The 24,931-nt window shown below is 63.9% G+C and carries 25 protein-coding genes; 8 read left to right on the top strand and 17 right to left on the bottom strand.

The window, feature by feature from the left end; genetic code table 11:
- Positions 1-68: 68 nt before the first annotated feature.
- Positions 69-245 (bottom strand): hypothetical protein, encoded by a 177-nt coding sequence (locus AYJ54_RS49800; protein ID WP_161491913.1) that lies wholly within the window; start codon positions 243-245, stop codon positions 69-71.
- Between the two features lie 225 nt (positions 246-470).
- Between AYJ54_RS49800 and ftsH the strand changes: the two genes are divergently transcribed.
- Positions 471-2,312 carry an ATP-dependent zinc metalloprotease FtsH gene (gene ftsH / locus AYJ54_RS27605; RefSeq protein ID WP_063703882.1) on the top strand — a complete coding sequence of 614 codons (1,842 nt, stop codon included), beginning with the start codon at positions 471-473 and terminating at the stop codon, positions 2,310-2,312.
- Between the two features lie 479 nt (positions 2,313-2,791).
- On the opposite strand, the gene AYJ54_RS27600 is transcribed toward ftsH, so the two are convergent.
- The 3 genes from AYJ54_RS27600 to AYJ54_RS27590 all read right to left on the bottom strand — a co-directional run bounded on the left by AYJ54_RS27600 (position 2,792) and on the right by AYJ54_RS27590 (position 5,279).
- Positions 2,792-3,202 (bottom strand): ASCH domain-containing protein, encoded by a 411-nt coding sequence (locus AYJ54_RS27600; RefSeq protein WP_063704272.1) that lies wholly within the window; start codon positions 3,200-3,202, stop codon positions 2,792-2,794.
- A gap of 100 nt (positions 3,203-3,302) precedes the next feature.
- Entirely contained in the window at positions 3,303-3,980 is a 678-nt protein-coding gene (locus tag AYJ54_RS27595) for a cupin domain-containing protein (RefSeq protein ID WP_063703881.1), read from the bottom strand.
- Positions 3,981-4,052: 72 nt separating this feature from the next.
- On the bottom strand, positions 4,053-5,279 hold the full coding sequence (locus AYJ54_RS27590; RefSeq protein ID WP_063703879.1) for an MFS transporter: 1,227 nt from the start codon (positions 5,277-5,279) through the stop codon (positions 4,053-4,055).
- 128 nt (positions 5,280-5,407) lie between these two features.
- On the opposite strand from AYJ54_RS27590, the gene AYJ54_RS27585 reads away from it, so the two are divergent.
- The 4 genes from AYJ54_RS27585 to AYJ54_RS27570 all read left to right on the top strand — a co-directional run bounded on the left by AYJ54_RS27585 (position 5,408) and on the right by AYJ54_RS27570 (position 9,191).
- On the top strand, positions 5,408-6,247 hold the full coding sequence (locus AYJ54_RS27585; RefSeq protein WP_063703877.1) for an AraC family transcriptional regulator: 840 nt from the start codon (positions 5,408-5,410) through the stop codon (positions 6,245-6,247).
- 175 nt (positions 6,248-6,422) lie between these two features.
- Complete coding sequence (locus AYJ54_RS27580; RefSeq protein ID WP_063704270.1) at positions 6,423-7,790, top strand: TAXI family TRAP transporter solute-binding subunit; 1,368 nt, start codon at positions 6,423-6,425, stop codon at positions 7,788-7,790.
- A gap of 185 nt (positions 7,791-7,975) precedes the next feature.
- Positions 7,976-8,719, top strand: a complete 744-nt coding sequence (locus tag AYJ54_RS27575) for an SDR family oxidoreductase (RefSeq protein ID WP_063703876.1) — start codon at positions 7,976-7,978, stop codon at positions 8,717-8,719.
- A gap of 49 nt (positions 8,720-8,768) precedes the next feature.
- Positions 8,769-9,191, top strand: a complete 423-nt coding sequence (locus AYJ54_RS27570) for a cupin domain-containing protein (RefSeq protein WP_063703874.1) — start codon at positions 8,769-8,771, stop codon at positions 9,189-9,191.
- Between the two features lie 43 nt (positions 9,192-9,234).
- On the opposite strand, the gene AYJ54_RS27565 is transcribed toward AYJ54_RS27570, so the two are convergent.
- Entirely contained in the window at positions 9,235-10,275 is a 1,041-nt protein-coding gene (locus tag AYJ54_RS27565; RefSeq protein WP_063703872.1) for a L,D-transpeptidase family protein, read from the bottom strand.
- 97 nt (positions 10,276-10,372) lie between these two features.
- Complete coding sequence (locus tag AYJ54_RS27560; protein ID WP_082905878.1) at positions 10,373-10,870, bottom strand: cupin domain-containing protein; 498 nt, start codon at positions 10,868-10,870, stop codon at positions 10,373-10,375.
- 221 nt (positions 10,871-11,091) lie between these two features.
- Between AYJ54_RS27560 and AYJ54_RS50855 the strand changes: the two genes are divergently transcribed.
- A complete protein-coding gene (locus tag AYJ54_RS50855; protein ID WP_161491912.1) occupies positions 11,092-11,253 on the top strand; it encodes a hypothetical protein in 162 nt (53 codons plus the stop codon).
- Between the two features lie 3 nt (positions 11,254-11,256).
- Here the strand turns inward: AYJ54_RS50855 and AYJ54_RS27555 are convergent, their stop codons facing one another.
- The 6 genes from AYJ54_RS27555 to AYJ54_RS27530 form a co-directional block, all read right to left on the bottom strand.
- Positions 11,257-12,261 carry a 4-hydroxythreonine-4-phosphate dehydrogenase PdxA gene (locus AYJ54_RS27555; protein ID WP_063703869.1) on the bottom strand — a complete coding sequence of 335 codons (1,005 nt, stop codon included), beginning with the start codon at positions 12,259-12,261 and terminating at the stop codon, positions 11,257-11,259.
- The gene (locus AYJ54_RS27550; protein WP_063703867.1) at positions 12,258-13,796 is read right to left on the bottom strand and encodes a tripartite tricarboxylate transporter permease; all 1,539 of its coding nucleotides are present in this window, start codon (positions 13,794-13,796) and stop codon (positions 12,258-12,260) included. The genes AYJ54_RS27555 and AYJ54_RS27550 overlap by 4 nt, the downstream gene beginning before the upstream one ends.
- An 11-nt stretch (positions 13,797-13,807) precedes the next feature.
- Positions 13,808-14,290 carry a tripartite tricarboxylate transporter TctB family protein gene (locus tag AYJ54_RS27545; protein ID WP_063703865.1) on the bottom strand — a complete coding sequence of 161 codons (483 nt, stop codon included), beginning with the start codon at positions 14,288-14,290 and terminating at the stop codon, positions 13,808-13,810.
- A 57-nt stretch (positions 14,291-14,347) separates the two neighbouring features.
- Positions 14,348-15,340: a Bug family tripartite tricarboxylate transporter substrate binding protein gene (locus tag AYJ54_RS27540; protein ID WP_063703864.1), complete on the bottom strand. Its 993-nt coding sequence runs from the start codon at positions 15,338-15,340 to the stop codon at positions 14,348-14,350.
- A 61-nt stretch (positions 15,341-15,401) separates the two neighbouring features.
- Entirely contained in the window at positions 15,402-16,661 is a 1,260-nt protein-coding gene (locus AYJ54_RS27535) for a CaiB/BaiF CoA transferase family protein (protein ID WP_063703862.1), read from the bottom strand.
- 9 nt (positions 16,662-16,670) lie between these two features.
- Entirely contained in the window at positions 16,671-17,468 is a 798-nt protein-coding gene (locus tag AYJ54_RS27530) for an enoyl-CoA hydratase/isomerase family protein (RefSeq protein WP_063703860.1), read from the bottom strand.
- A gap of 116 nt (positions 17,469-17,584) precedes the next feature.
- Between AYJ54_RS27530 and AYJ54_RS27525 the strand changes: the two genes are divergently transcribed.
- Entirely contained in the window at positions 17,585-18,250 is a 666-nt protein-coding gene (locus AYJ54_RS27525; RefSeq protein WP_245329147.1) for a GntR family transcriptional regulator, read from the top strand.
- Positions 18,251-18,957: 707 nt separating this feature from the next.
- Complete coding sequence (locus tag AYJ54_RS27520) at positions 18,958-19,593, top strand: glutathione S-transferase family protein (RefSeq protein WP_063703857.1); 636 nt, start codon at positions 18,958-18,960, stop codon at positions 19,591-19,593.
- 17 nt (positions 19,594-19,610) lie between these two features.
- On the opposite strand, the gene AYJ54_RS27515 is transcribed toward AYJ54_RS27520, so the two are convergent.
- The 5 genes from AYJ54_RS27515 to AYJ54_RS27495 all read right to left on the bottom strand — a co-directional run bounded on the left by AYJ54_RS27515 (position 19,611) and on the right by AYJ54_RS27495 (position 24,688).
- A complete protein-coding gene (locus tag AYJ54_RS27515; RefSeq protein WP_063703855.1) occupies positions 19,611-20,330 on the bottom strand; it encodes a haloacid dehalogenase type II in 720 nt (239 codons plus the stop codon).
- A 123-nt stretch (positions 20,331-20,453) separates the two neighbouring features.
- Positions 20,454-21,455, bottom strand: coding sequence for a class II fructose-bisphosphatase (gene glpX / locus AYJ54_RS27510; protein ID WP_063703854.1), 1,002 nt, complete (start codon positions 21,453-21,455; stop codon positions 20,454-20,456).
- Positions 21,456-21,615: 160 nt separating this feature from the next.
- Complete coding sequence (locus AYJ54_RS27505) at positions 21,616-22,935, bottom strand: homoserine dehydrogenase (RefSeq protein ID WP_063703852.1); 1,320 nt, start codon at positions 22,933-22,935, stop codon at positions 21,616-21,618.
- A gap of 26 nt (positions 22,936-22,961) precedes the next feature.
- Positions 22,962-24,182, bottom strand: a complete 1,221-nt coding sequence (locus AYJ54_RS27500; RefSeq protein WP_063703851.1) for an LL-diaminopimelate aminotransferase — start codon at positions 24,180-24,182, stop codon at positions 22,962-22,964.
- Positions 24,183-24,412: 230 nt separating this feature from the next.
- Positions 24,413-24,688, bottom strand: a complete 276-nt coding sequence (locus AYJ54_RS27495) for a hypothetical protein (protein WP_063703849.1) — start codon at positions 24,686-24,688, stop codon at positions 24,413-24,415.
- Between the last annotated feature and the right edge of the window lie 243 nt (positions 24,689-24,931).

Below are 24,931 nucleotides of genomic sequence, written 5' to 3'. Positions count from 1 at the left end.
AAACACCGGCAAGATTCGATCATGGCGGGGTTTGCAAAAGCGGCCGTTTGCGCTCGCCTATGTCGTGCCTAAACGAAACGCGGCGCATCAATGGTCTTCATCGCCGTGGCTGCGGTGCTCCAAACGGGATCAACGCGCGGACGCCGGTAGGTCCAAAGGCCGAAATTGCCGCCAAGAGCTGCGCGCTCGGCGCCGAACGCAACTTGTCCGTTCAGGATGACGCAGTCGATCTCGCGGCGCGACATACGGGGATCGCAGAACTCGCGGTCGCTCTCGGGTCGCACAACCTGGCTCGCATCCTGTGGAAGCCGCGGCGGACAAAAGGCCGCTCTCGGGCCAGTCCCTTGAAACCAAGCCCGCGCGTTCTGGTTTTCTTCCTGCAGTCCGGCCCATGCCGGCGCCAAGCCTTGGCGCCGGGCCTTGGCGCCAAGCCTCGGGCCGTCCGTTTCAGCGTCATCTCGAGCTCTCGCATGACCAAGAAGACCCGCTTCAACATCCTGTATGCCATCGCCACAATTGCTGCGGTCCTGTTCATCCAATACGTCATTGCGACAGCGAACCGGATCGCCGTAATCCCCTACAGCGAGTACCAGCAGCTTTTGAGCCAGGATAAGGTCGAAAGCGTCGGCGTCTCGGATCGCACGTTGCAGGGCACGCTGAAGGAGCCGCTGCCGGGCGGTCAGAAGCAATTCGTGACAACACGTGTCGATCAGGACATCGCCCAGGAGCTCCAGAAACACAACGTCCGCTTCACCGGCCAGATCGAGAGCCCCCTGTTCCGCGATCTGCTCTCCTGGGCCATGCCGGTGCTGCTGTTCTTCGGGGTGTGGTGGTATATCGGCCGCCGCGTTGCTGAAGGCGGAGGACTCGGCGGCGGGTTGATGCAGATCGGCAAGAGCAAGGCCAAGATCTACGTCGAATCCAACACCGGCGTCACTTTTGCCGACGTTGCCGGCGTCGATGAAGCGAAAGATGAGCTGCGCGAGGTCGTCGATTTCCTGAAAAATCCCACCGACTATGGCCGGCTCGGCGGACGCATGCCCAAGGGTGTGCTGCTGGTCGGGCCGCCGGGCACAGGCAAGACCCTGCTCGCGAAGGCGGTTGCGGGTGAAGCGAAAGTGCCGTTCTTCTCGATCTCGGGCTCCGAGTTCGTCGAAATGTTCGTTGGGGTAGGTGCGGCACGCGTGCGCGACCTGTTCCAGCAAGCGCATGAAAAGGCGCCTGCGATCATCTTCATCGACGAGCTCGATGCGCTGGGCCGCGCCCGCGGCATCGGGCCGTTTGCCGGTGGTCACGACGAGAAGGAGCAGACGCTGAACCAGCTGTTGGTCGAGCTCGACGGTTTCGACTCGCGGTCGGGCCTCGTCATCCTGGCCGCGACCAACCGGCCCGAAATCCTCGACCCCGCCCTGCTCCGCGCCGGCCGCTTCGATCGCCAAGTGCTGGTCGATCGTCCCGACAAGAAGGGACGCGTCGACATCCTGAAGGTGCACATGGCAAAGGTGCGAGTGACGCCCGAGGTCGATGTGGAGGCCGTGGCGGCCCTGACGCCGGGGTTCACCGGCGCCGACCTCGCCAATCTGGTCAATGAGGCGGCGCTGCTCGCGACGCGGCGCGGGGCGGCGGCAGTCGGCATGATCGACTTCAACAACGCGGTCGAGCGCATGGTCGCGGGACTTGAGAAGCGCAATCGCCTGCTCAATCCCAGGGAGCGCGAGATCGTCGCCCATCATGAGATGGGCCACGCGCTGGTCGCGCTGTCGTTGCCGGGCGTCGATCCCGTGCACAAAGTCTCGATCATCCCGCGCGGTGTCGGCGCGCTGGGCTACACCATTCAGCGTCCGATCGAAGACCGCTTCCTCATGACCAAGGAGGAGCTCGAGAACAAGATGGCCGTGCTGCTCGGCGGCCGCGCCGCCGAGCAGATCGTCTTCGGCCATCTCTCCACCGGCGCGGCCGACGATCTGCGCCGCGTCACCGATATCGCCCGCAGCATGGTCACACGCTACGGGATGTCCGAGAAGCTCGGCGGCATCGCCTACGAGCGCGATCCCGGCAATTTCCTTGCCAGTGCCGACCGGCCCTACCCGGCTCACGAGCGCGACTATGCGGAAGAGACAGCGGCCAGCATCGATCACGAGCTCAAGGACATTGTCGATCGCGTCTTCCAGCGCGCCCAAACCATTTTGACCGCGCGCCGGCCGACCCTGGACCGTGCGGCCAAGAAACTCCTGGAGAAGGAGACGCTGGAGCAGAGCGATATCGACGCGCTGATCCGCGAGATGCCGAGGGAAACCCTGCGCGCGATTTGACCATGAGATCGCGACTTGCTCTGGACCGGGGTTGACTGGGCTGCTTCTGACTGGCGTCGCGGGGTTCGGTCGTCTTCTGATCGAGAGACGGCGCGCGTGATATCAGCGGCGGCGATGCAGCTGGCCGGCCCGGCAATTCAAGTTCGTTGCTCGGTGGGTGCGTGGAGCTGTGCTCGATGTACAGTTGGCCCGCGACCAACATCATGTCGGCGCACTGCAGCGCAAGGCTCACAGCCACGAGATCACGATAGTCGTCGTCCATCCTTATTGCTTGCCCTTCGCTGCCTCAGAGAACGTCGCAGTTCGTCGTCAATTCCGAACATGCGGCGAGCGTGAAATCGCATACGACAATCGGCCGTTTCGCGTGCGCATCGTGGCGGCACCGATCTCGCCGCTTCGTTCGGCGCGCCGATCTGCTCCATCGGGCTCAAAGGCGGGCTGTGGCGCGCCGGCTTAAAGAGCTCGCCGAGCACGCAAACTCAGCTCTGCGGCAGATCACCGAAGACCTCGACCAGGCGAAAGCGCTCGCACATCAGCATCATGTCGTCGCTGAATCGTCCGAGCCGGCCGAAATAGGCCCGATGAGCGTTACGCCAATAGGCGAGGCTCCGATCGCCTTCGCCCTCATCAAACGCAAAGTCGGCCTCAACTTCATTGAAGCGCCGATATGTTACCTCGGTGGTTTCGATGACACAGCGCGGTTCTCCACGTCCATCGAGCACGACCCAGCGCTCACCGGGCGTAGAGGTGTTCGGCTCGTCCTCTGTGCTGCAAGTCGCGACCTTGATGCCCTTGACGACAAGTTCAAGGAGTTCATCTGCAAGCGCGGGACTGTCGCCGAAGGCAAACGTTCGAAGGTGTCGATACCGTTCAGGGACCCGCTCGTTCATGATCTTCCAAGCCTTCACGTCACCTCGCAGCTACGCAATGGTCGCATCGCTTAGCTGCAAAGGGACGTTGTCGAAATTCGTGATTGCGCGCAAGAACCCGTCACGGCATTCGGCAGACGTCCGGATGCATCAGCGGCGCGTCCTTCACCCAAACTTTCGCGCCTTCAGGACCTGACACGGCACGCAGCGCTTCGCCAGGCGGCAAGCGGATCCAGCCTTGCGATGTCAGCATCTGATCGCCGATCGACAAGCTCCCCGCGAGAACGAGTGCTTCGAGCCCGCGTCGGTTCTCGATCATCACGGTCTTGCCGGGCATCCAGCTCTCGATGCGCACATTTTCGAATCCGTCGTCGAACAATTCGGTTGCGCTCGCCACGCCCGATCTCGGCTCCAGGGGACGACCTTCCGCCGGCTGTCGCACGATCTGGTCGCGATCGCCGTCCCGGAATTGCCAGAGACGGACGAAGATCGTGCAGCCGTCCTTCGATGCGGGAACGTGCGAAGTGCCCGGAGGGTTGCGGAAGTAGCTGCCCGCCGGGTAGTCGCCATGCTCGTCCTGGAAGACGCCGTCGAGGACGACGATCTCCTCACCGCCACCGTGGGTATGGCGGGGGAATACGCTCTGCGGTGCATAGCGCACGATCGACGTGGCGCGCGCCACCTCCTCGCCGATGCGCAATAGCATGCGCCGCTCGACGCCGGGGGCCGGACTTGGCTTCCATGGGAGCTGTGCGGTGTGAACGATCACCGGAACCGTCAGATCATCATTGATGCGCATTGCGTTCCTCCATCATGGTCAACACCATTCTGAACCTGGCCTGGTCGGACCTCATCTTCGTTGTCCCCCACATCAGGTCGCTACTTCACTGCGGCGCCGTCGCGAAGACGCCACCACCAACGCGGCGACGGCGAAAACGAGAGGCAGAAATGAAAGCCACAGGACCGCGTCCCAGCCATAGGCGGAGAGCAGTCCTCCGGACAGGAACGAGCCGACCGTCATGGTGCCGAACACGATGAAGTCGTTCAGCGACTGGACGCGCGCCTTCTCCTCCGGTCGGTGACACTCGAGCACCATCGCGGACGCTCCGACGAAGCCGAAATTCCAGCCGACGCCCAGCAGGATCAGCGTCGTCCAGAAGTGCGCGACTTCAATGCCGAGCAGACCCACCACCGAAGAGGCAGCCGTGAACAGCAGGCCCGTGGCCACCACCCTCGATGCGCCGAACCGGGTGATCAACCTGCCCGTCCAGAAGCTCGGCCCGTACATGGCGATCACATGCCATTGTAGACCGAGATTGGCGGATTGCTGCGAAAGATTGCAGAACTTCATCGCGAGCGGCGCCGCCGTCATGAGGAAGTTCATCAGCAGATAGGACACGACGCCGCAGACGACAGCGCCGATGAAGCGCGGCTGGCGCACGATGACGGAGAGAGGACGACCTCGATCCGCCTCGGTGTCGGTCGGCATCGGCAGCCGGATGCCGGCGAGAACGAGAAACGAAAGCGCGGCGATTGCGGCCTGTGCCAGATACGTGGCTGCGAACAGATAGGGTTGCCAAAGATCCATCGTGTACGTGACGAGCTGCGGCCCGATCACGCCGGCGAAAACCCCGCCCGCCATCACCGCCGACAGCGCGCGCGGTCGCCGCTCCGGTGCGGCGCAATCGGCGGCCGCGAACCGAAACGACAGCACCACCGCGGCATAGGTGCCGCCGAGAAACGCCGCGGCACAGAACAACCAGAACGAAGCCTGCAGCACCGCCAAGGACCCGATGAGGCCGGCGAGGACGCCGCAGCCCGTCCCGATCATGAACGTCGCACGCCGGCCGTAACGCTGCGCGACTGCCCCCGCAGGCAATGTGCAGGCAGCCATTCCGACGACGAAGATCGAGATCGGAAGCGTCGCCAGCGCTTTGCTCGGTGCCAGCATGTCGCCGATCACGGCGCCGGTGGCATAAATGACGGTCGAATTCGCGCCGGCCAAGGCCTGCGCGATCGCGAGCCGCACGACGTTGCTGCGCTCGAACCGGAGCGCCGGCGGCGCGTCCGCCGCTCCCTGAATAACGAGTTGGGACATTCAGAACTCGATTGGCGACGGGAGCGCGCACCGCGCCAGCGTCGGAGGTCCACCGCTAACAGGGCAAAATCAGGCTGTCTTTCGACGTTTTGCCAACTTATATAGAATATCCGCCAATCGGAGACGACATGACCTGGGCATCCATTTCGGCCCCACCGGGCGTCTTGCCGCCCCGCCCCATCACCATGCGCGTCCAATCGATCCCACCCCGGCACGAATTCCCGGAGCACGCGCATGATTGGCACCAGGTGGCCTACGCCATCGATGGAGCGCTGATGGTGACAGCGGAAAGCCGCTCGTTCGTCATCTCGCCCGACCAGGCGGTCTGGCTGCCGAGCGGTGTTTCCCACCGGGTGGGCTCGCTGCTAGGGGCCGAGTTTCGCAGCCTTTGGATTGCCGTCGATGCGGGACGGAATCTCCCATCCGCCCCTACGGTCCTGGCGGTCTCTCCTCTGCTCAAGGAGTTGATCGTGGAAGCTGCAGCGATCGAACGCAGCCAGGACAGCGATGGCTACCCGGAGCGGGTCGCGACCCTCATCCTCGATCAGCTCCGCAGGGCTCAATCACTGACGACGGGACTGCCTTGGCCGCGCGGCGGACGCCTGCTTCGGCTTTGCGAAGCACTGTACATCGACCCTGCCGACGCGCGCAGTTCAAGCGAGTGGGCCAAAGCGCTAGGCATGTCCTCGCGCACGCTCACGCGCCAGTTCGAAGCGGAGATGGGTTTAAGCCTGCGATCATGGCGGCGGAAGCTTCGACTGCTGCGCGCGATTGAGCTTTTGAGCAGCGGCACAGCCGTGACAGAGACGGCGATGCAACTGGGGTACGGATCCGCATCGGCTTTCGTCTTCGCGTTCCGGACGGAGATGGGAGCCAGCCCGCACGCCTACATGCGAAAGGCGACAGGGGCATATCGCGCCTCATCTCCAATTCCGCCGAAACTACGCCGTCAAAATTCTCGACGATGATGTTGCCATATGGCGACATTCGCTTGCATGGCGCACCGCACACACGCGACGAGGCAGCTCCTGAAGCCACCTCTTTTCTTTCAAATCGCCACTCGTCTTGATGCAAATCAACACGGGCCGCCATCGCGGAAACAATGCTGGCCAGAACGGCGGACCTTTCGGGACGAGCGGCGCCATGGACGATCTGTCGCGACTTGGCATCGATGCCGCCAGGCTGCCGACCTGGCTCCGCATCGTCATGGTCGTGGCGCTGGTGGTGCTCGCCACCGGCGCGGGCCTTTTTGCGTATCGCTGGTACGTCCGGCCGGTGACGCTGTCGATTGCGGTCGGATCGCTGGATGGCGACGCGCCGAAGATCGTGTCGGCGCTTGCGAGCAGACTTGCCGTGAACAACGCGCCGGTGCGGCTCAAGGTGGTCGAGACCAGTGGTCCGATCGAATCCGCCGCCGCGTTCTCGTCCGGCAAGACTGACCTCGCCGTCGTTCGCGGCGATGTCGGCGACCTGTCGCAGGCGCAAGCGATTGTCGTGCTGGCCGAAGCCGTGGCGCTGCTGGTCGCGCCCCCTGGGTCGGCCATCACGGATATCGCGGGCCTGAAGCGCACGACCGTGGGCGTTGTTGCCGGCGACACCAATCAGAAGATCGTCGGCGTCCTCACCAAGGCATATGACCTTGGCCGCGCCAACGTCGTGTTCAAGAACCTTGCGCCGGACGACGTCCGTCGCGCGCTCGAGACCAAGGAGGTGCGCGCAGTCCTCTTCGTCATTCCACTAAGTGACAAATATCTGTCACTGGTCCGAGGGCTGTTCCCGCAGAATGCCAAAACCGCGCCGGTTCTGATCCCGATCGAGAATGCGGGAGCGATTGCGGAGAAAGAGCGCGCCTACGAGAGCTTCGACATCCCCAAGGGGACGTTGCGCGGATCTCCGCCCGTCCCCGAAGATGACGTGACGACCTTGCGCGTGTCGTTCTATTTGGTCGGCAAGAAGAGCCTCGACAACGACATGATCGCCGGCTTCACGCAGGCGATCACGGCTGCCCGCAGGGACATTTTGCCCGAATGGCCGATTCTCGCGCAATTCAAGGCGCCCGATACCGACGCCGGCGCTTATCTTCCCGTTCATGCCGGCGCCGCCGAGTTCTACAACGGCAACCAGCAAACGTTCCTCGACAAATGGAGCAACGCGATCTTCCTGGCGCCAATGGCCCTGGGCGCGCTGGCGTCGATCGCGGCTGCGCTCTGGCAATTTCTCCGGTCGGGCGAGCGCAAGCCGCGGGAGCCGGCGCTCGATGCACTCTATGCGCTCGGGCGGCAGATACGACATGCGGATGACGAAACGGAACTGCTTGAGATCGAAAATCAGATCGACAACGTGCTGCGCGCGCAGCGCGCCGGTGCCAACGAGGACGAAAACGCCCTGGATGCGGCTACCCTGAACGTGGCGGCCCATCGCCTTGAGAATCTCATCCATGATCGAAGGGCTGCGCTGAACGTCGCAAATGCCGAGCGACCACTGGAAATCCGGGACCAATCGCCAGGGTAGCAGCGACATCCACCCAACCCGTCCTCGACCTTCCGGAGCATTTTTCGGCCAATCAGGCCCGTTTCAGGCAAGAGCTTGTCTCATTGCTCGGGTAAAGTGAATTTCGTGTCAGGTTCATTGACCTGAGCGTGAGTACGAATTGGCTTTGATCATCTCACGTTCGCAAAATGCCAAGGAGACATGCCATGAAGATTGTCGTGATCGGCGGGTCCGGGTTGATCGGATCCAACCTCGTGGCAAAGCTCAAGCAACGGGGCCACGAGGCCGTAGCAGCCTCGCCAAAATCCGGCGTGAACGCCGTGACCGGGGAAGGCCTCGCTGACGTGATGGCTGGCGCGGATGTCGTCGTCGACGTGGCCAACGCGCCGTCCTGGGAACCTGCCGCCGTGCTCGAATTCTTCGAACGTTCGAGCCAAAATCTCGTCGCGACTGAGGCCGCAGCGGGCGTTGGGCATCACGTGGCGCTGTCGATCGTGGGGACCGATCGGTCGCCCGACATCGCCTATTTCCGTGCAAAGCTGGCCCAGGAGACCATCGTCAAGGCATCTTCGGTCCCCTACTCGATCGTCCGCGCCACCCAGTTCTTTGAATTCCTCGGCGCTATTGCCGAAACAGGTGCGGTTGGGGGCAATGTCGTCGTGCCATCGGCGCTGTTTCAGCCGATCGCGGCCGACGACGTGGTTGATAGCCTCGTCGAGGTCGCAACGGGACGGCCGCTGAACGGCACGATCGAGATCGCGGGACCCGAGAAGGCCCCCTTCAATGAGTTCGTTGCGCGCCGCCTGAAAGCGTCGGGCGACCGCCGTACGGTGGTGGGAGAGCCCAGCGCGCAGTACTACGGTGCGCCCATTGACGACACGTCGCTGATCCCGCTCGGCGAGGCGCGGCTCGGGAAAACGCCGCTCGCAACATGGCTCGCGCGGGTCTGAGAATCCGCGATCCCAGATTCACCGCAACCACGGCAGTGAAGAGGCTCCCATGCGCGGATTGCTGATCGCGACGGCGGTTTATGCCGCTTCTTTCCTGACTGCACAGGCAGCCGAGACACAGCCGGCGGCGCCGCCTGCCAAAGTGACCGTGGTATTTGACCAAGTACTGCCCAACATCCCGGGCAAGAGCATGAAGGGCGTGCTGGTCGAGTACGGTCCCGGAGGTTTCTCACCAGCCCACGTTCATGCACCTTCGGCATTCATCTATGCCACCGTCCTGGAAGGAGCGATCCGCAGTCAGGTCGATGACCAGCCCGCCAAGGTCTTTCACAAGGGAGAGAACTTTTTCGAAAGGCCCGGCGATCGCCATGCCATCAGCGCCAACGCCAGCGATACCGAGCCTGCGAAGTTGCTGGCCGTCTTCGTGGTGGATACAGGCGACAAGGAGCTGACGACGCCTCTCGTGAAGTAACTGCAAAATCAACGGGCGGCGTTGCTGCATCGAGACGCTCGCATCATCCGCGGCCCTCCACGAACGCGACCGGCGTCCCTTTCGAGACGCTGCCTGCGACGCGTTCGGCGTCCCAATTGGTGAGGCGCACGCAGCCGTGGGATTCCGCCTTGGAGATCTTCCCCGGCGAAGGCGTACCGTGGATGCCGTAGCCTTCGGCCGACAGGTTGATCCAGACCGTGCCGACCGGATTGTTCGGACCGGGCTTGATGGTGAAGGGCTTGCGCGAATGGACACCCTTGAAGTGATAATCGGGATTGTAGCGGTAGGTCGGATTGCGGCTGATCTCCGTGACCTTCAGCGTGCCCGAGGGTGACGGTTTTTCTTCGCTGCCAACGGTCGCCGGATAGAATCCGACCAGCGAGTTCGACTTGTCGAACAGCTTCACCGTCTGCCGGCTCTTGTCGATCTCGACCCTGTCAGCCTTGACAGGCGCACCGCCCTCACCACTACCGGTGTTCACCACGACGATGCTGTCGCCGACGCGATCGAAGTGGCGTCCGGGGTTGAGCGCCGCCAATAGCTGCTCGCTCATGTGAAATTTCTCGGCCAATCCTTCGCGCGGACTGGTGAAGCTGAGCTTCGGGATATTCTTCATCTCCTCCATCCTCGACGGCAGCTTGCGCAGGAACGGGCCCGCCACGTCCCGCTCGGTGATGGTGTAGGTCGCCGTCGGCGGCCGGTCGTCGGCCTGCAGCGCCTTCCAGACGTCCTCCGTCAAGGCGTCCGAGCTCGGCAACTGCTGTGCCTCAGCATAGGCCCGCAGCGCCTTCTTCGCGTTCTCTCCGAACTTGCCGTCGATCTCGCCGGGCGAGAAGTGCGCCCTGTCCAGGAGGACCTGCAGCCGCACCCCCGCCGGGGTCGGCTTCTCGTTCGAGAGCGTCTTCTTCGATGGCTGGGAGGATCCGATGGCTGCCGCGTCCATCTCGGCGGCGAATGCAGGCACGGCCGTCAGGGCGAAGACCAGAAAGATGCAGATCTGCCGAGCGCGGCAGACGGACCCGGCGGCATTCGCCGCCGTTCGTCGCTGGCCGTCGTCGACCATGTTCCAGCTCCGAGGTGGAGATGTTCATCGGGATGGCAACTCGGCTCGACGACGGAAGTTTCCAGTTTTTCCCGGGAATCCTTGGCCTCCCGTCCGTTCAACCGGACGACGAATGGATCACGACACCGTATTGCCGGGCGATTGTCGCAATGGTCTCGACAGCCGGCATCTGTCCGCTCTGTTTTCCCAGCTCGTCGAAGGCGGCGAACATGCGATCGAGGCCGTCGCCGGGCATCGCGAACACCAGGAGGCGCGCGGTATCAGTGCCCACATTGCGATAGCCATGGCGGCGGTGGCGCGGGGCAAAGAGAAATGCGCCGGGGCCGAGGCGCAACGGATCGCTCATGCCTTCGACGTCAACAAGCACCTCGCCGCTCAGCACGTAGAATGCTTCGTCCTCGCGGGTATGCGTGTGCGGCGGCGCGCCGCGGCCCGGCGGCACGATCGATTCCCATATCGAGAATTGCTGACCGGTATCGCTCGCCATCGCCTTGTAGCTGTGCGTCACGCCGAGCACATCGAGCGTAGGTCCAGTCCCTGGCGCACGGGAGAGCGGACTCAATTGCGAGCAATCGCGGCTTGCATCGCTGGTCATGGCAGTTCCTCCGCGGATCGGGTTGCGATGCGTCGTCTTCCAGCGGGAGCGAACCCGCCTGACGCCGCAACGTTCCTCACAGAAGGATTGCGATGAGCCTGCCAAGGTTACGTGTGATGGAACCAGCCTTCCCCCTTTGGTGGAACGCCACTTGTCGCACCTCCAGCACTTCGAACCGGAGTCGCGCGGTCCTGTCGTAGCCAAGCACCAACGCGCACGAGATGTTCTTTCTCAACGGCTTGAAGGGAATATTCGCGCAATGGGACGGCCATTTGCCGAATGATCACTTTCTTGCCGAGTATGATCGTATCGGCGGCTCGCGGTTGGCGTTGATTGGTGAGAGCGCGATCGTCCGGGTCACCGGACGAACGCTCCCTGAGTGAAAATCAGGCGACGCGACGAGCGGCCATCTGCGCGGCGAGCAGCAGCGCGGCGCGGCTCGCGCCAGTCGATGCGATGCCCTGGCCCGCGATGTCGTAGGCGGTGCCGTGCGCCGGCGTGCAGATCGGAAACGGAAAGCCGCCGAGCAGGGTCACGCCGCGATCGAAGCCCATCAGCTTCATCGCGATCTGGCCCTGGTCGTGATACATCGTCAGCACCGCATCGAAGGCGCCGCCCTTGGCGCGCAGGAATACCGTGTCGGCCGGGAACGGCCCCTCGACGGCGATGCCCTCGCGCTGGCCGGCCGCGACCGCAGGCTCAATGACGTCGATCTCCTCGCGGCCGAAATTGCCGCCGTCGCCCGCGTGCGGATTGAGCCCGGCGACCGCGATGCGCGGACGCGCGAAGCCGGCGTCGCGCATGCAGAAGTCGGTCAGCTTGAGCGCACGATGGATGCGTTCACTGGACAGCCGCGCAGCGACGTCCTTGAGCGGGATGTGCGAGGTGACGCGCGCATTCCACAGCTGACCCAGCACGTTGAATTCGCTTGCAGCGGTCTTGAGCCCGGCCACCTCCGCGGAAAACGCGATCTCGTCGTCGTAGTCGGCGCGGGCAAGGCGCATCGCCTGCTTGTTGAACGGCGTGAAGCAGACGGCATCGACGCGGCCGTCGCAGCCGAGCTCGAGCGCGTGCCGGTAATTCGCCAGCGCGAACCTTCCGCCGGCAAGGCTCGCGGTTTTTGGCTCGACCTCTGCGGGATCGAGATGGCCGAGATCGACGAACAGCGCCTCGCCCTCCGCCTCGCGAAAGTCAGTGCCCTGCTCCACCGTCCTGAGTTCCGGCCTGACGCCCGCAACGCGCGCGCCTTCGTCGAAGATGCGCCGGTCGCCGATCACGACCAGCCGGGCACGGGCGCGGATGTAGTCCAGCGTCACGAGCTTCGCCGTCAGCTCCGGGCTGATGCCGGCGGGGTCTCCCATCGCGAGCGCAATGAGCGGCTTTGCAGTCATATGATCACCTTCTCCTGGCTTGTCGTCTCGGCGGTGGGGGGCGCGGGCTTGCGCCAGGGACGCGTCAGCTGCAACGCAAGCGGAAGCAGCAACAGCGCGATGCCGGCGATCACGAGGCTCGTCACCAGCCCGTTGGCAAAGAAGATCCCGAGCGATCCCTTGGACATCAGCATCGATTGTCGGAACGCGTCCTCGGCTTTGTCGCCGATCACGATCGCGAGCACCAGCGGCGCCAGCGGATAGAACAGCTTCTTGAAGAGATAGCCGACGATCCCGAAGCCGAGCATCATGACCACGTCGAGATAGGAATTCGAGACCGAATAGGCGCCGACCACGCAGATGATCACGATCAGCGGCGCGATCACGACAAAGGGAATCCGCATCAGGGCGGCAAAGACCGGGACGGTGAGCAGCACCAGCGCGACGGCGACGATGTTGCCGACATACATCGAGGCGATCAGACCCCAGACGAAGTCCTTCTGGTCGACGAACAGCATCGGCCCGGGATTGAGACCCCAGATCATGAGCCCGCCCATCATGACCGCCGCGGTGGCCGAGCCGGGAATGCCGAGCGAGAGCATCGGGAGCAGCGCGCTGGTGCCGGCGGCATGATCGGCCGTCTCCGGCGAGATGATGCCCTCGACCTCGCCGGTGCCGAAATATCGGCCGCGGCGCGAGAAGCGGCGGGCGATGCCGTAGCTCATGAAGGACGCCGCGGTCGGGCCGCCCGGCGTGATCCCCATCCAGCACCCGATCGCGGCGCTCCGCAGCAGCGCTACGCCATGCCGCGGCAGGCGGGCGACGGCGCGAAACACCTCGCCCCAATCGATCTTCGATGAGACGGCCCGGGCATGGAACTCCTCTTCGACTGCGACCAGGAGCTCGCCGATGCCGAACAGGCCCATCACCGCGACGACGAAGTTCACGCCCTTGACCAGCTCGTCGATTCCCATGGTGAGGCGCACGCTGCCGGACACGGTGTCGATGCCGATCGCGGCGATCGCAAAGCCGATCGCGAGCGCCACGACGGTCTTGATCGGCGCCGCGCCGCCCATGCCGACGAAGCTGGCGAAGGCGAGGAAATAGACCGCAAAATATTCCGGCGGCCCGAAGGCGAGCGCGACCTGCGCCACCCATGAGGCGAGGAAGGTGATCAGGATCACGCCGACCAGCGCGCCGAACGCGGCCGAGCCGAACGCGGTGGCGAGCGCCGTCGTCGGCCGGCCGTCGCGCGCCATCGGGTAGCCGTCAAAGGTGGTCGCGACCGATGATGGCTCTCCCGGGATGTTGAACAGGATCGAGGTCACAGAGCCGCCGAACAGCGCGCCCCAATACATGCTGGAGAGCAGGATGATCGCCGAAACCGGCTGCATGCCGAAGGTCAGCGGCAGCAGCAGCGACACGCCGTTCGGCGCGCCGAGGCCAGGCAGTACGCCGACGAGAATGCCGAGCAGCACGCCGATTGCCATCAGGACCAGATGCGGCACGGTGACCGCGATGGTGAAGCCGTGCAGGAGCTCCTGGAGATTGTCCATCGGCCTCTCCGTCAGAACCCGAGCGCGGCGGCGAGCGCGCCGTGCGGCAGCGTCACCTGGAACATGCGCTCAAACACGACGTAGAGCGCCAGTGCCGTCGCCGCCGCCATGGCGAGCGCGCGCGGCACGGATTGATGTCTGGGGATCGCGAGCACCGCGAAGACATACAAGGCCGAGGCGAGATACATCCCGAGCAACGGGATCGCAGCAACGAAGATTGCGGCCGGCACGAACAGGCCGGCAAGCCGGCGCAGCTCGGTCGGCGTGATGGCGATGGGAACGCTTGCGAGCGTCGCGGCCGGCAGGACTCCCCGCACCAGATTGTAGAGGCTGCCCACCACGATTACGAGGCCGGTCAGGAACGGGAACGTGCCGGCGTCCACGCCCGCGCTCGACCAGCCGATGCCGTTATCGAGGCTGGAGACGACCACCGCGACACCAAAGCTGCCGGTGAGGATGGCGGTCGCAAGTTCGAGGGCGCGGCGCGATATCATCGAGGGCTCCAGCCGGACGTGAGACGACAGGACATCATGGCGCAGGCGTTCGCCGTGTCACTTCACGAGCCAGCCCTGCTCGCTCGCAACCTGCCTGAGGTGCTCGAGGTCCTCCTTGATGAATTTGTCGAAGTCGGCGCCGGTCAGGAACGTGTCGACCTGGGAGGTCTTCTCGATGTAGTCCTTCCATTCCGGCGTCGCCTGCACCTTCTTCATGAGGTCGACATAGAACGCAGCCTGGTCCGGCGTGACCTTGCCGGGCAGCCACACCGTGCGGGGCTGCTCATATTGCTTGATGTCGAGGCCCTGCTCGACACAGGTCGGAACGTCGCTCCAGCCTTCGGTCGCCGTGATCTTGGCGCCCTGCGGCAGCCGCTTCGGGCTGAAGGCGCACAGCGGGCGCTGCGTGCCGCCGCGCCATTGCCCGAGGCTCTCGCTGGGATTGTTGACGTGGGAATCGATGTGCCCGCCAGCGAGCTGCACGGCGGCTTCGGCGCCGCTCTTGAAGGGGATGTAGGTCAGCTTGACGTGACCGATCTTCTCGATCATGCGGGTCAAGACCTCGTCGGTGTCCTTCGACTGCGCGCCGCCCATCTTGAATTCACTCGACGCGGCGGCCTTCAGGTAGTCCCCCGCCGTCTTGTAGGGCGCGTCCTGCTTGACCCAGAGCAAAAACTCGTCCTGCGCCATCGCCGCGATCGGGGTGAGGTCGGTGTAGTTGAAGGCGACCTTGGATACGAGCGGCTGCTGCCAGGCGTTCGACGTGCCGAAGATCACCTTGTAGGGATCGCCCGCGGACGCCTTGCCGTAGACATAGCCTTCGGCGCCGCTGCCGCCGCCCTTGTTGACGACAACGATCGGCTGATCCGTCAGCTTGTACTTGGTGATGATGTTCTGCACCGCACGGGCGAGATTGTCGGTCCCGCCGCCCGGCCCGGCCGTGGCCACGAACTCGATCGGCTTTTGCGGCTGCCAGGCCGCAAGCGCCGGCATCGTGCCGGCGAGCAAGGCCGCGGCTGCGGAAAGCAGAAATGTTGACGTCCGACCCATGATTTCCTCCAGCTGATTTCTTGTTTTTTCTGTTGTTCTCGTCTGTCGTATTGACGTTAGGTCAGGCGACGCGTTCCTCCTGCCCCCTAGACGCCGAAACGATCGCGCCTTCTTGTTCGAGCGCTTCGATTTGCTTTTGGTCGAACCCGTGCTCGGCCAGCACCTCCCGGGTATGCTCACCATAGACGGGCGCACCGGAACGCACTTTGCCTGGCGTCTCCGAAAACTTGACCGGAAGCCCGATCGTCTTCACCGGGCCGAGGGTGGAATGCTCGACCTCGACGACCATCTCGCGCGCCAGTGTCTGCGGATCGCTGAGGGCTTCCAGCATGTCGTGCACGGGTCCGCACGGCACACCCTTCTCGTCGAGCGCCGCAAGCCAATGCGATCGTGACTTGGTGCGGAAGCGCTCACTCAGGACCGCTTCGAGCTCCTTCAGATTCGCCATGCGGTCGGCACCGGTAACGAAGCGCGGATCGGCGGCGAGCTCGGTTGCGCCAAGCGCCTCCAGCATCAACAGCCAGTGCTTCTTGTTGGCGCCACCGACCACGAGCCAGCCGTCGGAGGCTTCAAAGGCCTGGTACGGCGCGTTGAGTGGATGGGCCGAGCCCATCGCGCGCGGCGCGGTGCCCACGGCCAGCGCGATCGTCGATTGCCAATAGGTCTGTACCAGGGCCGCTTCATAGAGCGAGGTCTCGACCCACTGCCCTTCACCGGTCTTGAGACGGTGCGCATAGGCAGCGAGGATGCCCATGCTCGCGAGCAGGCCGGCGGTGATGTCGGACAGCGGCGGGCCGCACTTCACGGGCGGACCGTCAGGACGTTCACCCGTGAAGCTCATGATGCCGCTCATGGCCTGCGCGACCAGATCGAATCCCCGGCGGCGCTTGTAGGGCCCGGTGCGGCCAAAGCCCGACAGCGAGCAGTAGATCAGCGCCGGGAATTCCTGGTGCAGCGCCTCGTAGCCGAAGCCCAGGCGCTCCATGGCGCCCGGCGCAAAATTCTCGACCAGCACGTCGGCGCTCGCGATCAGACGGCGCAGCACCTGTTTGCCGCCTTCGGTCTTCAAATCCAGCACGATGCCGCGCTTGTTGCGGTTCATCATCAGGAAGGACGCCGCCTCCTCACCGATCTTCGGCGGCACCGAATGACGGGTGTCATCGCCGTTCGGCCACTTCTCGATCTTGATGACGTCGGCGCCCATGTCGGCGAGCATCAGGGTGCAGGTCGGCCCCGCCATGACATGGGTGAGATCGATGACCTTGAGGCCGGTAAGCGGGCCCGAACGGCGAGAGGTGGATTTCGATCGATCGCTTTGCATCGGCCTGCCCTATTGACCGCGCCACTGCGGCGCGCGCTTGTTGAGGAAAGCATCGAGCCCTTCGCGAAAATCCTGGCTCGTGTAGCACATCAGGATGAGGTCTCCGCCCTCATCCCGCGTCAGCCGCTTTTGCAGGCGGGCCACCGCCTGCTTGGTCGCAGTCAGCGTCAACGGCGCGTGGCTGGCGAGCAGCCGGGCGACCTCGTCGGCGCGCCTGTCGAGCGCCGCAATGTCCTCGACGACCTCGCCGAGCAGCCCGACGTTTGCGGCCTCCGCGGCATCGACGAGACGCGCAGTGAAGATCAGATCCTTGACGCGCGCGGCACCAATGAGCGCGGTGCGACGGCTGACATTGGACATCGACAGGCAATTGCCGAGCGTCCGGGCGATGGGAAAGCCGATTCTGGTGGTCTTGGTGCCAATGCGCAGGTCACAGGCCGCGGCAATGCCCGCCCCTCCACCGGTGCAGAATCCGTTGATCGCCGCGATCGTCGGCACGCGGCACTGCTCGAGAGTGGTGAGGACGCGATCAATCCGGTTCTCGTAGTCGATCGCGTCCTGCGGTGTCTTGAATTCGCGGAACTGATTGATGTCGGTGCCCGAGGCGAAGGCCTTGTCGCCTGCACCGCGCAGCACCAGCACCTTGATCGACTGATCGCTGTTGGCCTCTTCGCAAATCGCGGCGAGCCGCTCGTACATGGCGAAGGTGAAGGCATTGCGCGCCTGCGGGCGGTTGAAGATGATCCGCCCGATGCCGTCCTGGCACTCAAAAACGAGGTCTGCCGCCGCCGCGACCGATAGGTCCATTTCCTCTGTCCTTTGTTTTTTTACATTTTTGAATGCAAAATCTGATATTTTCAAGCTGAAACTTCTATTCATCAGCTTATAAGTTCATTTTTGCATGCAAAATGGAGCCCGATCCCATGCTTCATGAGGAGGTCGTCGGCCGCATCCGCGCCATCCTGCTCGACGGCGAAATCCCGCCGGGCGCGCGGATTCCCGAGCGCGAGCTGTGCGACCGGCTGCAGATCTCGCGCACGCCGCTGCGCGAGGCGCTCAAGGTGCTCGCCGCCGAGGGCCTCGTGCAGTTGCTGCCCCATCGCGGCTCGCGCGCGGCGAAGCTGACCGACAAGGACATGCGCGACCTGTTCGAGGTCTGCCAGGGCCTCGAGGCTCTCGCCGGCGAGCTCGCCTGCGAGCGAATCACCGACGCCGAGATCGACGAGATCGCCGCCGCGCATTCGGACATGGTGAAGCATTATCGCGAGGGCGACCTGATCCAGTACTACCGCGGCAACCGCGCCATTCACGAAGCCATCGTCACCGCGGCCGGAAATCCCGTGCTCGTAGGGCTCTATGCCTCCGTGACCGCGCGCATTCGCCGCGCGCGCTATGTCACGCCGATGACGCCGCAGCGCTGGGCGCTCGCCGTGAAGGAGCACGAAGCGATCCTGAACGCTCTCCAGCGCCGCGATGGCGTTGGCCTAGCCCACATCCTGCGTGCGCACCTTCGCCACAAGCGCGAAGAGGTCTTGCAGGCGGGTTTTGCCGAAACGGAAGGAAGTGAGCTCACGCTGCGGATCGCGTGAGGGGCGACGCGCCGGCAGGATCCTTGGCCGGCCGAGCTGTCCGGGGAACATGCAATTCTCTGTTGCCCTACAATCACACCACCGTGGAATCGGCAGTTAGACCTGTGACGAGAAGCGCCACCAATGGCAGACCACTGGCGAAGCAGCTACGTATTTCCCGTTTGAAATATTTGGCAATGCAATGCATTGCATTGGGGCACCTGTGGAATTTGCAGTTAGGGTTGGCGGCTCGCGTCCCACGCGGTGGGCGTTCTCCATCAAGGCGCTGTTAGCGAGTACGGCATTGACGAGGGCCCTACCTGCCGCAGTCGTGGTCCTGACCGCGATGGCGATCTCCGGACAGGCGGCCGCGCAGACCTGGTACGGGGGACCCGGCCCGTGGGGCACAGGCTCGAACTGGACACCAGCTAGTGTTCCAAATGCAGTCGACGCTGTTGCGACGTTCAATGACGGAACCGCATACGCGACCTTCTTCGTCGATCTTGTTGGCGCCCGTTCACGATCGGCACCCTCAATCTGAACGCTACCGTTGTGAACGGTAACTTCGGGTTTACCAACGGCACGCTGATCATGCAGACCAGCACAGGCTCGGCCAGCTGCTGGCGCTTCGCGCCACTTCGCTCCACGCCGTCACCAGACCTCACGACCGGCTTGTAAACTCGCAAGGATCGCGCGATTCTGATTGTGGCAGGACAGGACCGCGGTGCATGGCGATTGAGCTGCATGGCTACCAATACAGCGTCTATTCCTGGATCGCCCGGTTGGCTCTCCATGAAAAAGGCGTGACGTACAATTGGGTGGAGATAAATCCCTTCGCTGAGGATGTCCCTGCCAGCTACCTTGCAATGCATCCCTTCAGGCGCGTGCCCGCGCTGGTTCATGCCGGGTTCGTCGTCTACGAGACGGGCGCGATCACGCGCTATGTCGATGAGGCCTTTGAAGGTCCCATGCTCCAGCCAGCGGAGCCGAGAGAGCGGGCACGTTGCAATCAGATCATGTCGATCGTGGACAGCTACGCCTACTGGCCTCTGGTGAGGCAAGTCTTCTCTCACAGGGTTCTCAGGCCGCTCATGAGACGACCGGCGGATGAGAGCGAGTTTCAAAAAGGCATCGAAGCGGCGCCGAGGATATTGGCAGCTCTTGAGAGAGCCGCTAGCGAGGGGCAGTACCTCTGCGGCAATCAACTGTCATTGGCTGACATCCATTTGGCGCCGATGATCGGCTACTTTGTGCTGGCCGACGAAGGGCGTGCGCTTCTCCAGAAGCACCCTAGGCTTGATCACTGGTGGTCAGAACTCTCCAAGAGATCCGCGTTCGCAAACACAACGCCGCGATTGCCGTGATCCTATGAGTACGCGCCTCAGCACCCCAACTTGTCGGCGATGCCGCCAAAATCTTTCGCGACAATGTCCCACTTGCCGGTGGCATCAAAATCCACCTTTTGCAGCGGACCGTATTCGGTCGGTCGTGCGACGAAGGCGGTCTTGAGGCCGTTCTTTTGCGCGGCCAGGAGGTCGCCGTTGTGGGCGGCGACCATCATCACCTCGCCGGGCTTGAGGCCGAGCAGGCGCGCGGCGCCGAGATAGGTCTCGGGATCGGGCTTGTAGTGCTCAAACAGCTCCGCCGACATCACGAGGTCCCACGGAAGACCTGCGAACTTCGCCATGTTGGTCAGCAGCGCGACGTTGCCGTTCGACAGCGGCGAGATCACGAATTTTGATTTCAGCCGCGTCAGGCCCGCGACGCTGTCCGGCCACGGATGCAGGCGATGCCAGCCCTTGGTGAGGTAATCGAGATCGGCATCGGTCAGCCCCTTGATCGCGAACTTCTCGACCAGCTTTTCCAGCGAGCGGCGGTGCAGGTCATCGAGCATGACATAGCCGCGCTCAGGATGCTTGCGCACATCGTCCATGGAGGCGACGTACACGCCGCGCCAACCGTCGACCAGCGCGGTCCAGTCGGCGGCGATGCCGCGTTGCTTCCCCCACCACATGAAGTCGGTGATCAGGCTGGTGCGCCAGTCGACGACCGTGCCGAACACGTCGAACACGAGGGCTTTGACGGTGGACAGATCGGACATGTGCGCTTCCCCTGTTATTTGTTGTCATTCCGGGGCGCGACGAAGTCGCGACCCCGGAAACTCGCGCCACATCCCCTGGATTCCGGGTTCGCGCTGCGCGCGCCCCGGAATGACGTCAGAGGATTAATCCAGGTGAAACTTCGCCAGCTCCCGGTGCTCGGCCTTGATGTAGCGCACGGTGCCTGTCACCGAGCGCATCACCACCGTCTCGGTCTCGATCACGCCGTCCTTGCGGAATTTGACGCCCGAGAGCAGCGAGCCCGTAGTGACGCCGGTGGCGGCGAACAGGCAGTCGCCCTTGGCCAAGTCCTCGATGCCGTAGATCAGCTTGGGATCGTTGACGCCCATCTTGGCGGCACGCTCGCGCTTCTCGTCGGAATCGAGGATCAGGCGGCACTGCATCTGGCCGCCGATGCAGCGCAGCGCCACGGCCGCGAGCACACCCTCCGGCGCGCCGCCGGTGCCCAGATACATGTCGACGCCGGTGTTGTCGGGGTCGGCGCAGTGGATGACGCCGGCGACATCGCCGTCGGTGATGAGGCGCACCGCTGCGCCCGTCGAGCGCACGCTCGCGATGATGTCGGCATGGCGCGGACGGTCGAGCACGAGAACCGTGATCGCCTCCGGGTTGACACCCTTGGCCTTGGCGAGGCGGCGGACGTTGTCGGCCGGCGTGGCATCGAGATCGACAACGCCCTTGTCGTAGCCCGGACCAATCGCGAGCTTCTGCATGTAAACGTCGGGCGCGTGCAGCAGCGTGCCGCCATCGGCCATTGCCATGGTCGCGATCGCGCCCGGCATGTTCTTGGCGCACAGCGTGGTGCCTTCGAGCGGGTCGACGGCGATATCGACCTGGGGACCGGCCTTGATGCCGACCTGCTCGCCGATGAAGAGCATCGGCGCCTCGTCGCGCTCGCCCTCGCCGATCACGATGGTGCCCTCGATCGGCAGCTTGTTGAGCTCGCGCCGCATCGCGTCGACGGCGGCCTGGTCGGCCGCCTTCTCCTGCCCGTGGCCGCGCAGCCGCGCGGCCGACACCGCCGCCCGCTCCGTCACGCGCACGATCTCCAGCGTGAGAATGCGCTCGAGCAACGCGTGCGGCGGGACTGAAATATGGGTCGACATCGGCTCACTCCTTCGAAACAGTTCGGGACAGAAGTCTCTGTCCGCATCAACTCGCAACGCCCACGGTTCGTTCGAACCGCCCTCATTGTTTGAGCATGATCTCTCCGGAAAACCGCTTCACACTTTGCGCTAGCGCGGTCCTTCGAATCCGGATCATGCTCTAGTTCTTCTCGATCCGGATGACCTGCGGCCGTCCGCTGATCACCTTGTCGTGCTGTACGGCGGCAAGCGCACGGCGCACGGCGTCCTCGTGGGTCGCATAGGTGATCAGGATGACGGGCACGGGCGCAGCCTTGCCTGGATTCGCCGGGACAGCTCCACCATTGGGATGGCGCTGCACGATGGATTCGATCGAAATCTTTTGCTCGGCGAGCCGGGTCGCTATCGCAGCCGCAGTGCCCGGGAGATCGCGCGCCAGGAGGCGAATGTAGTAGCCGCCTTCATGCCGCTCCATCGGCGCCTTCGTGGTGTCGCGCAGGTGCGCGACGGGGCGGCCGAACGGATTGGCGCGGATGCCGCGCGCAACATCGGCGATGTCGGCGACGACGGCGGATGCGGTCGCAGCTCCCCCGGCACCGGGGCCAACCAGCGTGATCGGCGGAATCCCCTCGCCGTCGATTGTGACTGCATTGGTGACGCCCATCACCTGCGCGATCGAGGACGATTTCGGAACCATGGTCGGATGCACGCGCTGCTCGATGCCCTTGGCGGTGCGAACCGCAACGCCGAGCAGCTTGACGCGGTAACCAAGATCGGCAGCCGCGCGCAAATCTTCCGGCGCGATGGACGAGATACCTTCGACATACACCGCACTTTGAGCAACTTTTGTGCCGAAAGCGAGGCTCGCGAGGATCGCGAGCTTCTGCGCGGTGTCATGGCCATCGACGTCGAAGGACGGATCAGCCTCGGCATAGCCGAGCCGCTGCGCATCCTTGAGGCATTCGGCGAAGGACAGGCCTTCCTGCTCCATCCGCGTCAGGATGTAATTGCAGGTGCCGTTGAGGATGCCGTAGACGCGGCTGATGCCGGTTGCGGCGAGACCTTCGCGTAACGTCTTGATGACGGGAATCGCGGCACCGACCGCTGCCTCGAAATTCAGCGCGCCGCCGTGCTTTTCGGCTGATTTGGCGAGCTTGATGCCGTGCTTGGCGAGCAGTGCCTTGTTGGCGGTGACGACGGACTTGCCGGCGTTCAGCGCTGCCTCGACCGCGGAGAGCGCGGGATCGCCGGCCCCGCCCATCAGCTCGACGAAACAGTCGACCTCGGGATGGGTGGCCAGCGCGATCGGGTCCTTCGCCCAATCGACGCCGCGCAGGTCGATGGAGCGCTTCTTCGCCTTCGAACGCGCGGTGACGGCGACGACGCGAATGCCCCGGCCGCTGCGGCCCGCGAGCACGCGAGCCTGGGTTTCAATCAAGCGGACAACTTCGGCGCCCACGGTGCCGAGGCCCGCAATACCCACTTTCAGGGGTGCGACCATAACGCGAAAAAACCTGCCGGAGGGACTTAACGCCGATTGGCGAGCGGAACGACGTTGTGCAACGTTTCGATGCCGCTTTCAAGGAAGCGGCGCACGCCGCGCGCGGCCTGCCTGATCCGTTGCTCGTTTTCCACCATGGCGATGCGGACATATCCTTCGCCATGCTCGCCGAATCCGACGCCGGGCGACACCGCGACCCCGGATTTCTCCACCATCAGCGTCGCGAACTCCATGCTGCCAATGCTGCGGAAGGCCTCCGGCAGCGGGACCCATGCGAACATCGAGGCATCCGGCGGCGGAATGTCCCAGCCGGCGCGGCCGAACGACTCGACCAGCGCATCGCGGCGCTTGCGGTAGGTGTCGCGCATCTCCTTGATGCAATCGTCGGGGCCGTTCAGCGCGGCCGTCGCGGCGACCTGGACCGGCGTGAAGGCGCCGTAGTCGAGATAGGATTTGACGCGCGCGAGCGCTGCGATCACGCGCTCATTGCCGACGGCAAAGCCCATGCGCCAGCCGGCCATCGAATAGGTCTTCGACATCGAGGTGAACTCGACGGTCACGTCCATCGCGCCCGGCACCTGGAGCACCGAGGGCGGCGGGTTCTTCTCGTCGAAATAGACCTCGGCATAGGCGAGGTCGGAGAGAATCAGGATCTCGTGCTTCTTCGCGAACGCCACGAGGTCCTTGTAGAAGTCGAGGCTCGCGACATAGGCGGTCGGGTTCGAGGGATAGCAGACGACGAGCGCGAGCGGCTTCGGGATCGAATGAACGATCGCCCGCTCCACCGCTTCGAAGAACTGCGGCGTCGGCTCCGACGGCACCGAACGGATCACGCCGCCCGCCATCAAAAAGCCGAAGGCGTGAATCGGATAGCTCGGGTTGGGACAGAGGATGACGTCGCCGGGCGCGGTGATCGCCTGGGCCACGTTGGCAAAGCCCTCCTTCGAGCCGAGCGTTGCCACCACCTGGGTGTCAGGATTGAGCTTCACGCCGAAGCGACGGGCATAATAGGCGGCCTGGGCCTTGCGCAGCCCGGGGATGCCGCGCGAGGCGGAGTAACGGTCGGTCCGCGGTTTGCCGAGCGTCTCCTTGAGCTTCTCCAGCACATGCGGCGGCGCCGGCAGATCCGGATTGCCCATGCCGAGGTCGATGATGTCGGCGCCGGCGTTCCGCGCGGCCGCCTTGGCACGGTTGACCTGTTCGAACACGTAAGGCGGCAGGCGGCGGATGCGGTAAAAATCTTCCATGGCTCTCTGGGCTCCGGGCAACCGGTCAGGACAGAATCGAACGGCCTTCCACGGACCATCGAAAAGGGATCCAAGCCTTGCGCGAAAATCACTCCAAATCAAACACTTAGAGCAAATTCCGACGACAAGGGCTGAACTCCTTCACCCTGACTTTCGGTTGAATTGATGTCTTTTAGCACGGACCGACGGGCGCGCCAGCGATTACCTTGCACCGCCCCAGCTTGGCATCGTTACTTGGCATCCTTGGCGGCGACGGCCTGGCGGTCGCGCGCGGCGGCCAACTCCGCCTCGATCTTTGCGCGCTTATCCGGCGGGATCACCGCCTCGTCACGGGCCGGCGGCAGATCATGAACCGGCAGATAGGTGCTGGGATCCTTTGGATGCGCCTGGGTGTCGGCGGGCGTCAGATCCGCGATCTGGCTGGTACAGCCGGCAAGCCCGAGCGCCACGATCAGCAGCGCGCCGCAGACAAGCCGCGTCTTTTGCAGGTCCCTCAACGCCAACACTTGGGAAATCCCCTACTCGTCCCAACGCCAGGCTGTCGGAGCCTAACCCGACAACCTGCCCAAGCTCAAACCATTGCTGCCCTAAATGGTGCGAGCGAGAAAACATCCAAGAGCCACCAACCCGCTAGGTGCGGCTTGATTGTGACGGAACCAAGAAACTTTGTCGCAGTGCAACACATCTTCGCGAGTGTTTAACGCCAAACGTGCGAGCTTCGCGGTGACGAATACGGAATGAATCGTTAC

Origin of the sequence: Bradyrhizobium centrolobii, assembly GCF_001641635.1 — a bacterium.
Lineage (GTDB): Bacteria > Pseudomonadota > Alphaproteobacteria > Rhizobiales > Xanthobacteraceae > Bradyrhizobium > Bradyrhizobium centrolobii.
This window is presented reverse-complemented; position numbering and strand designations above follow the sequence as displayed.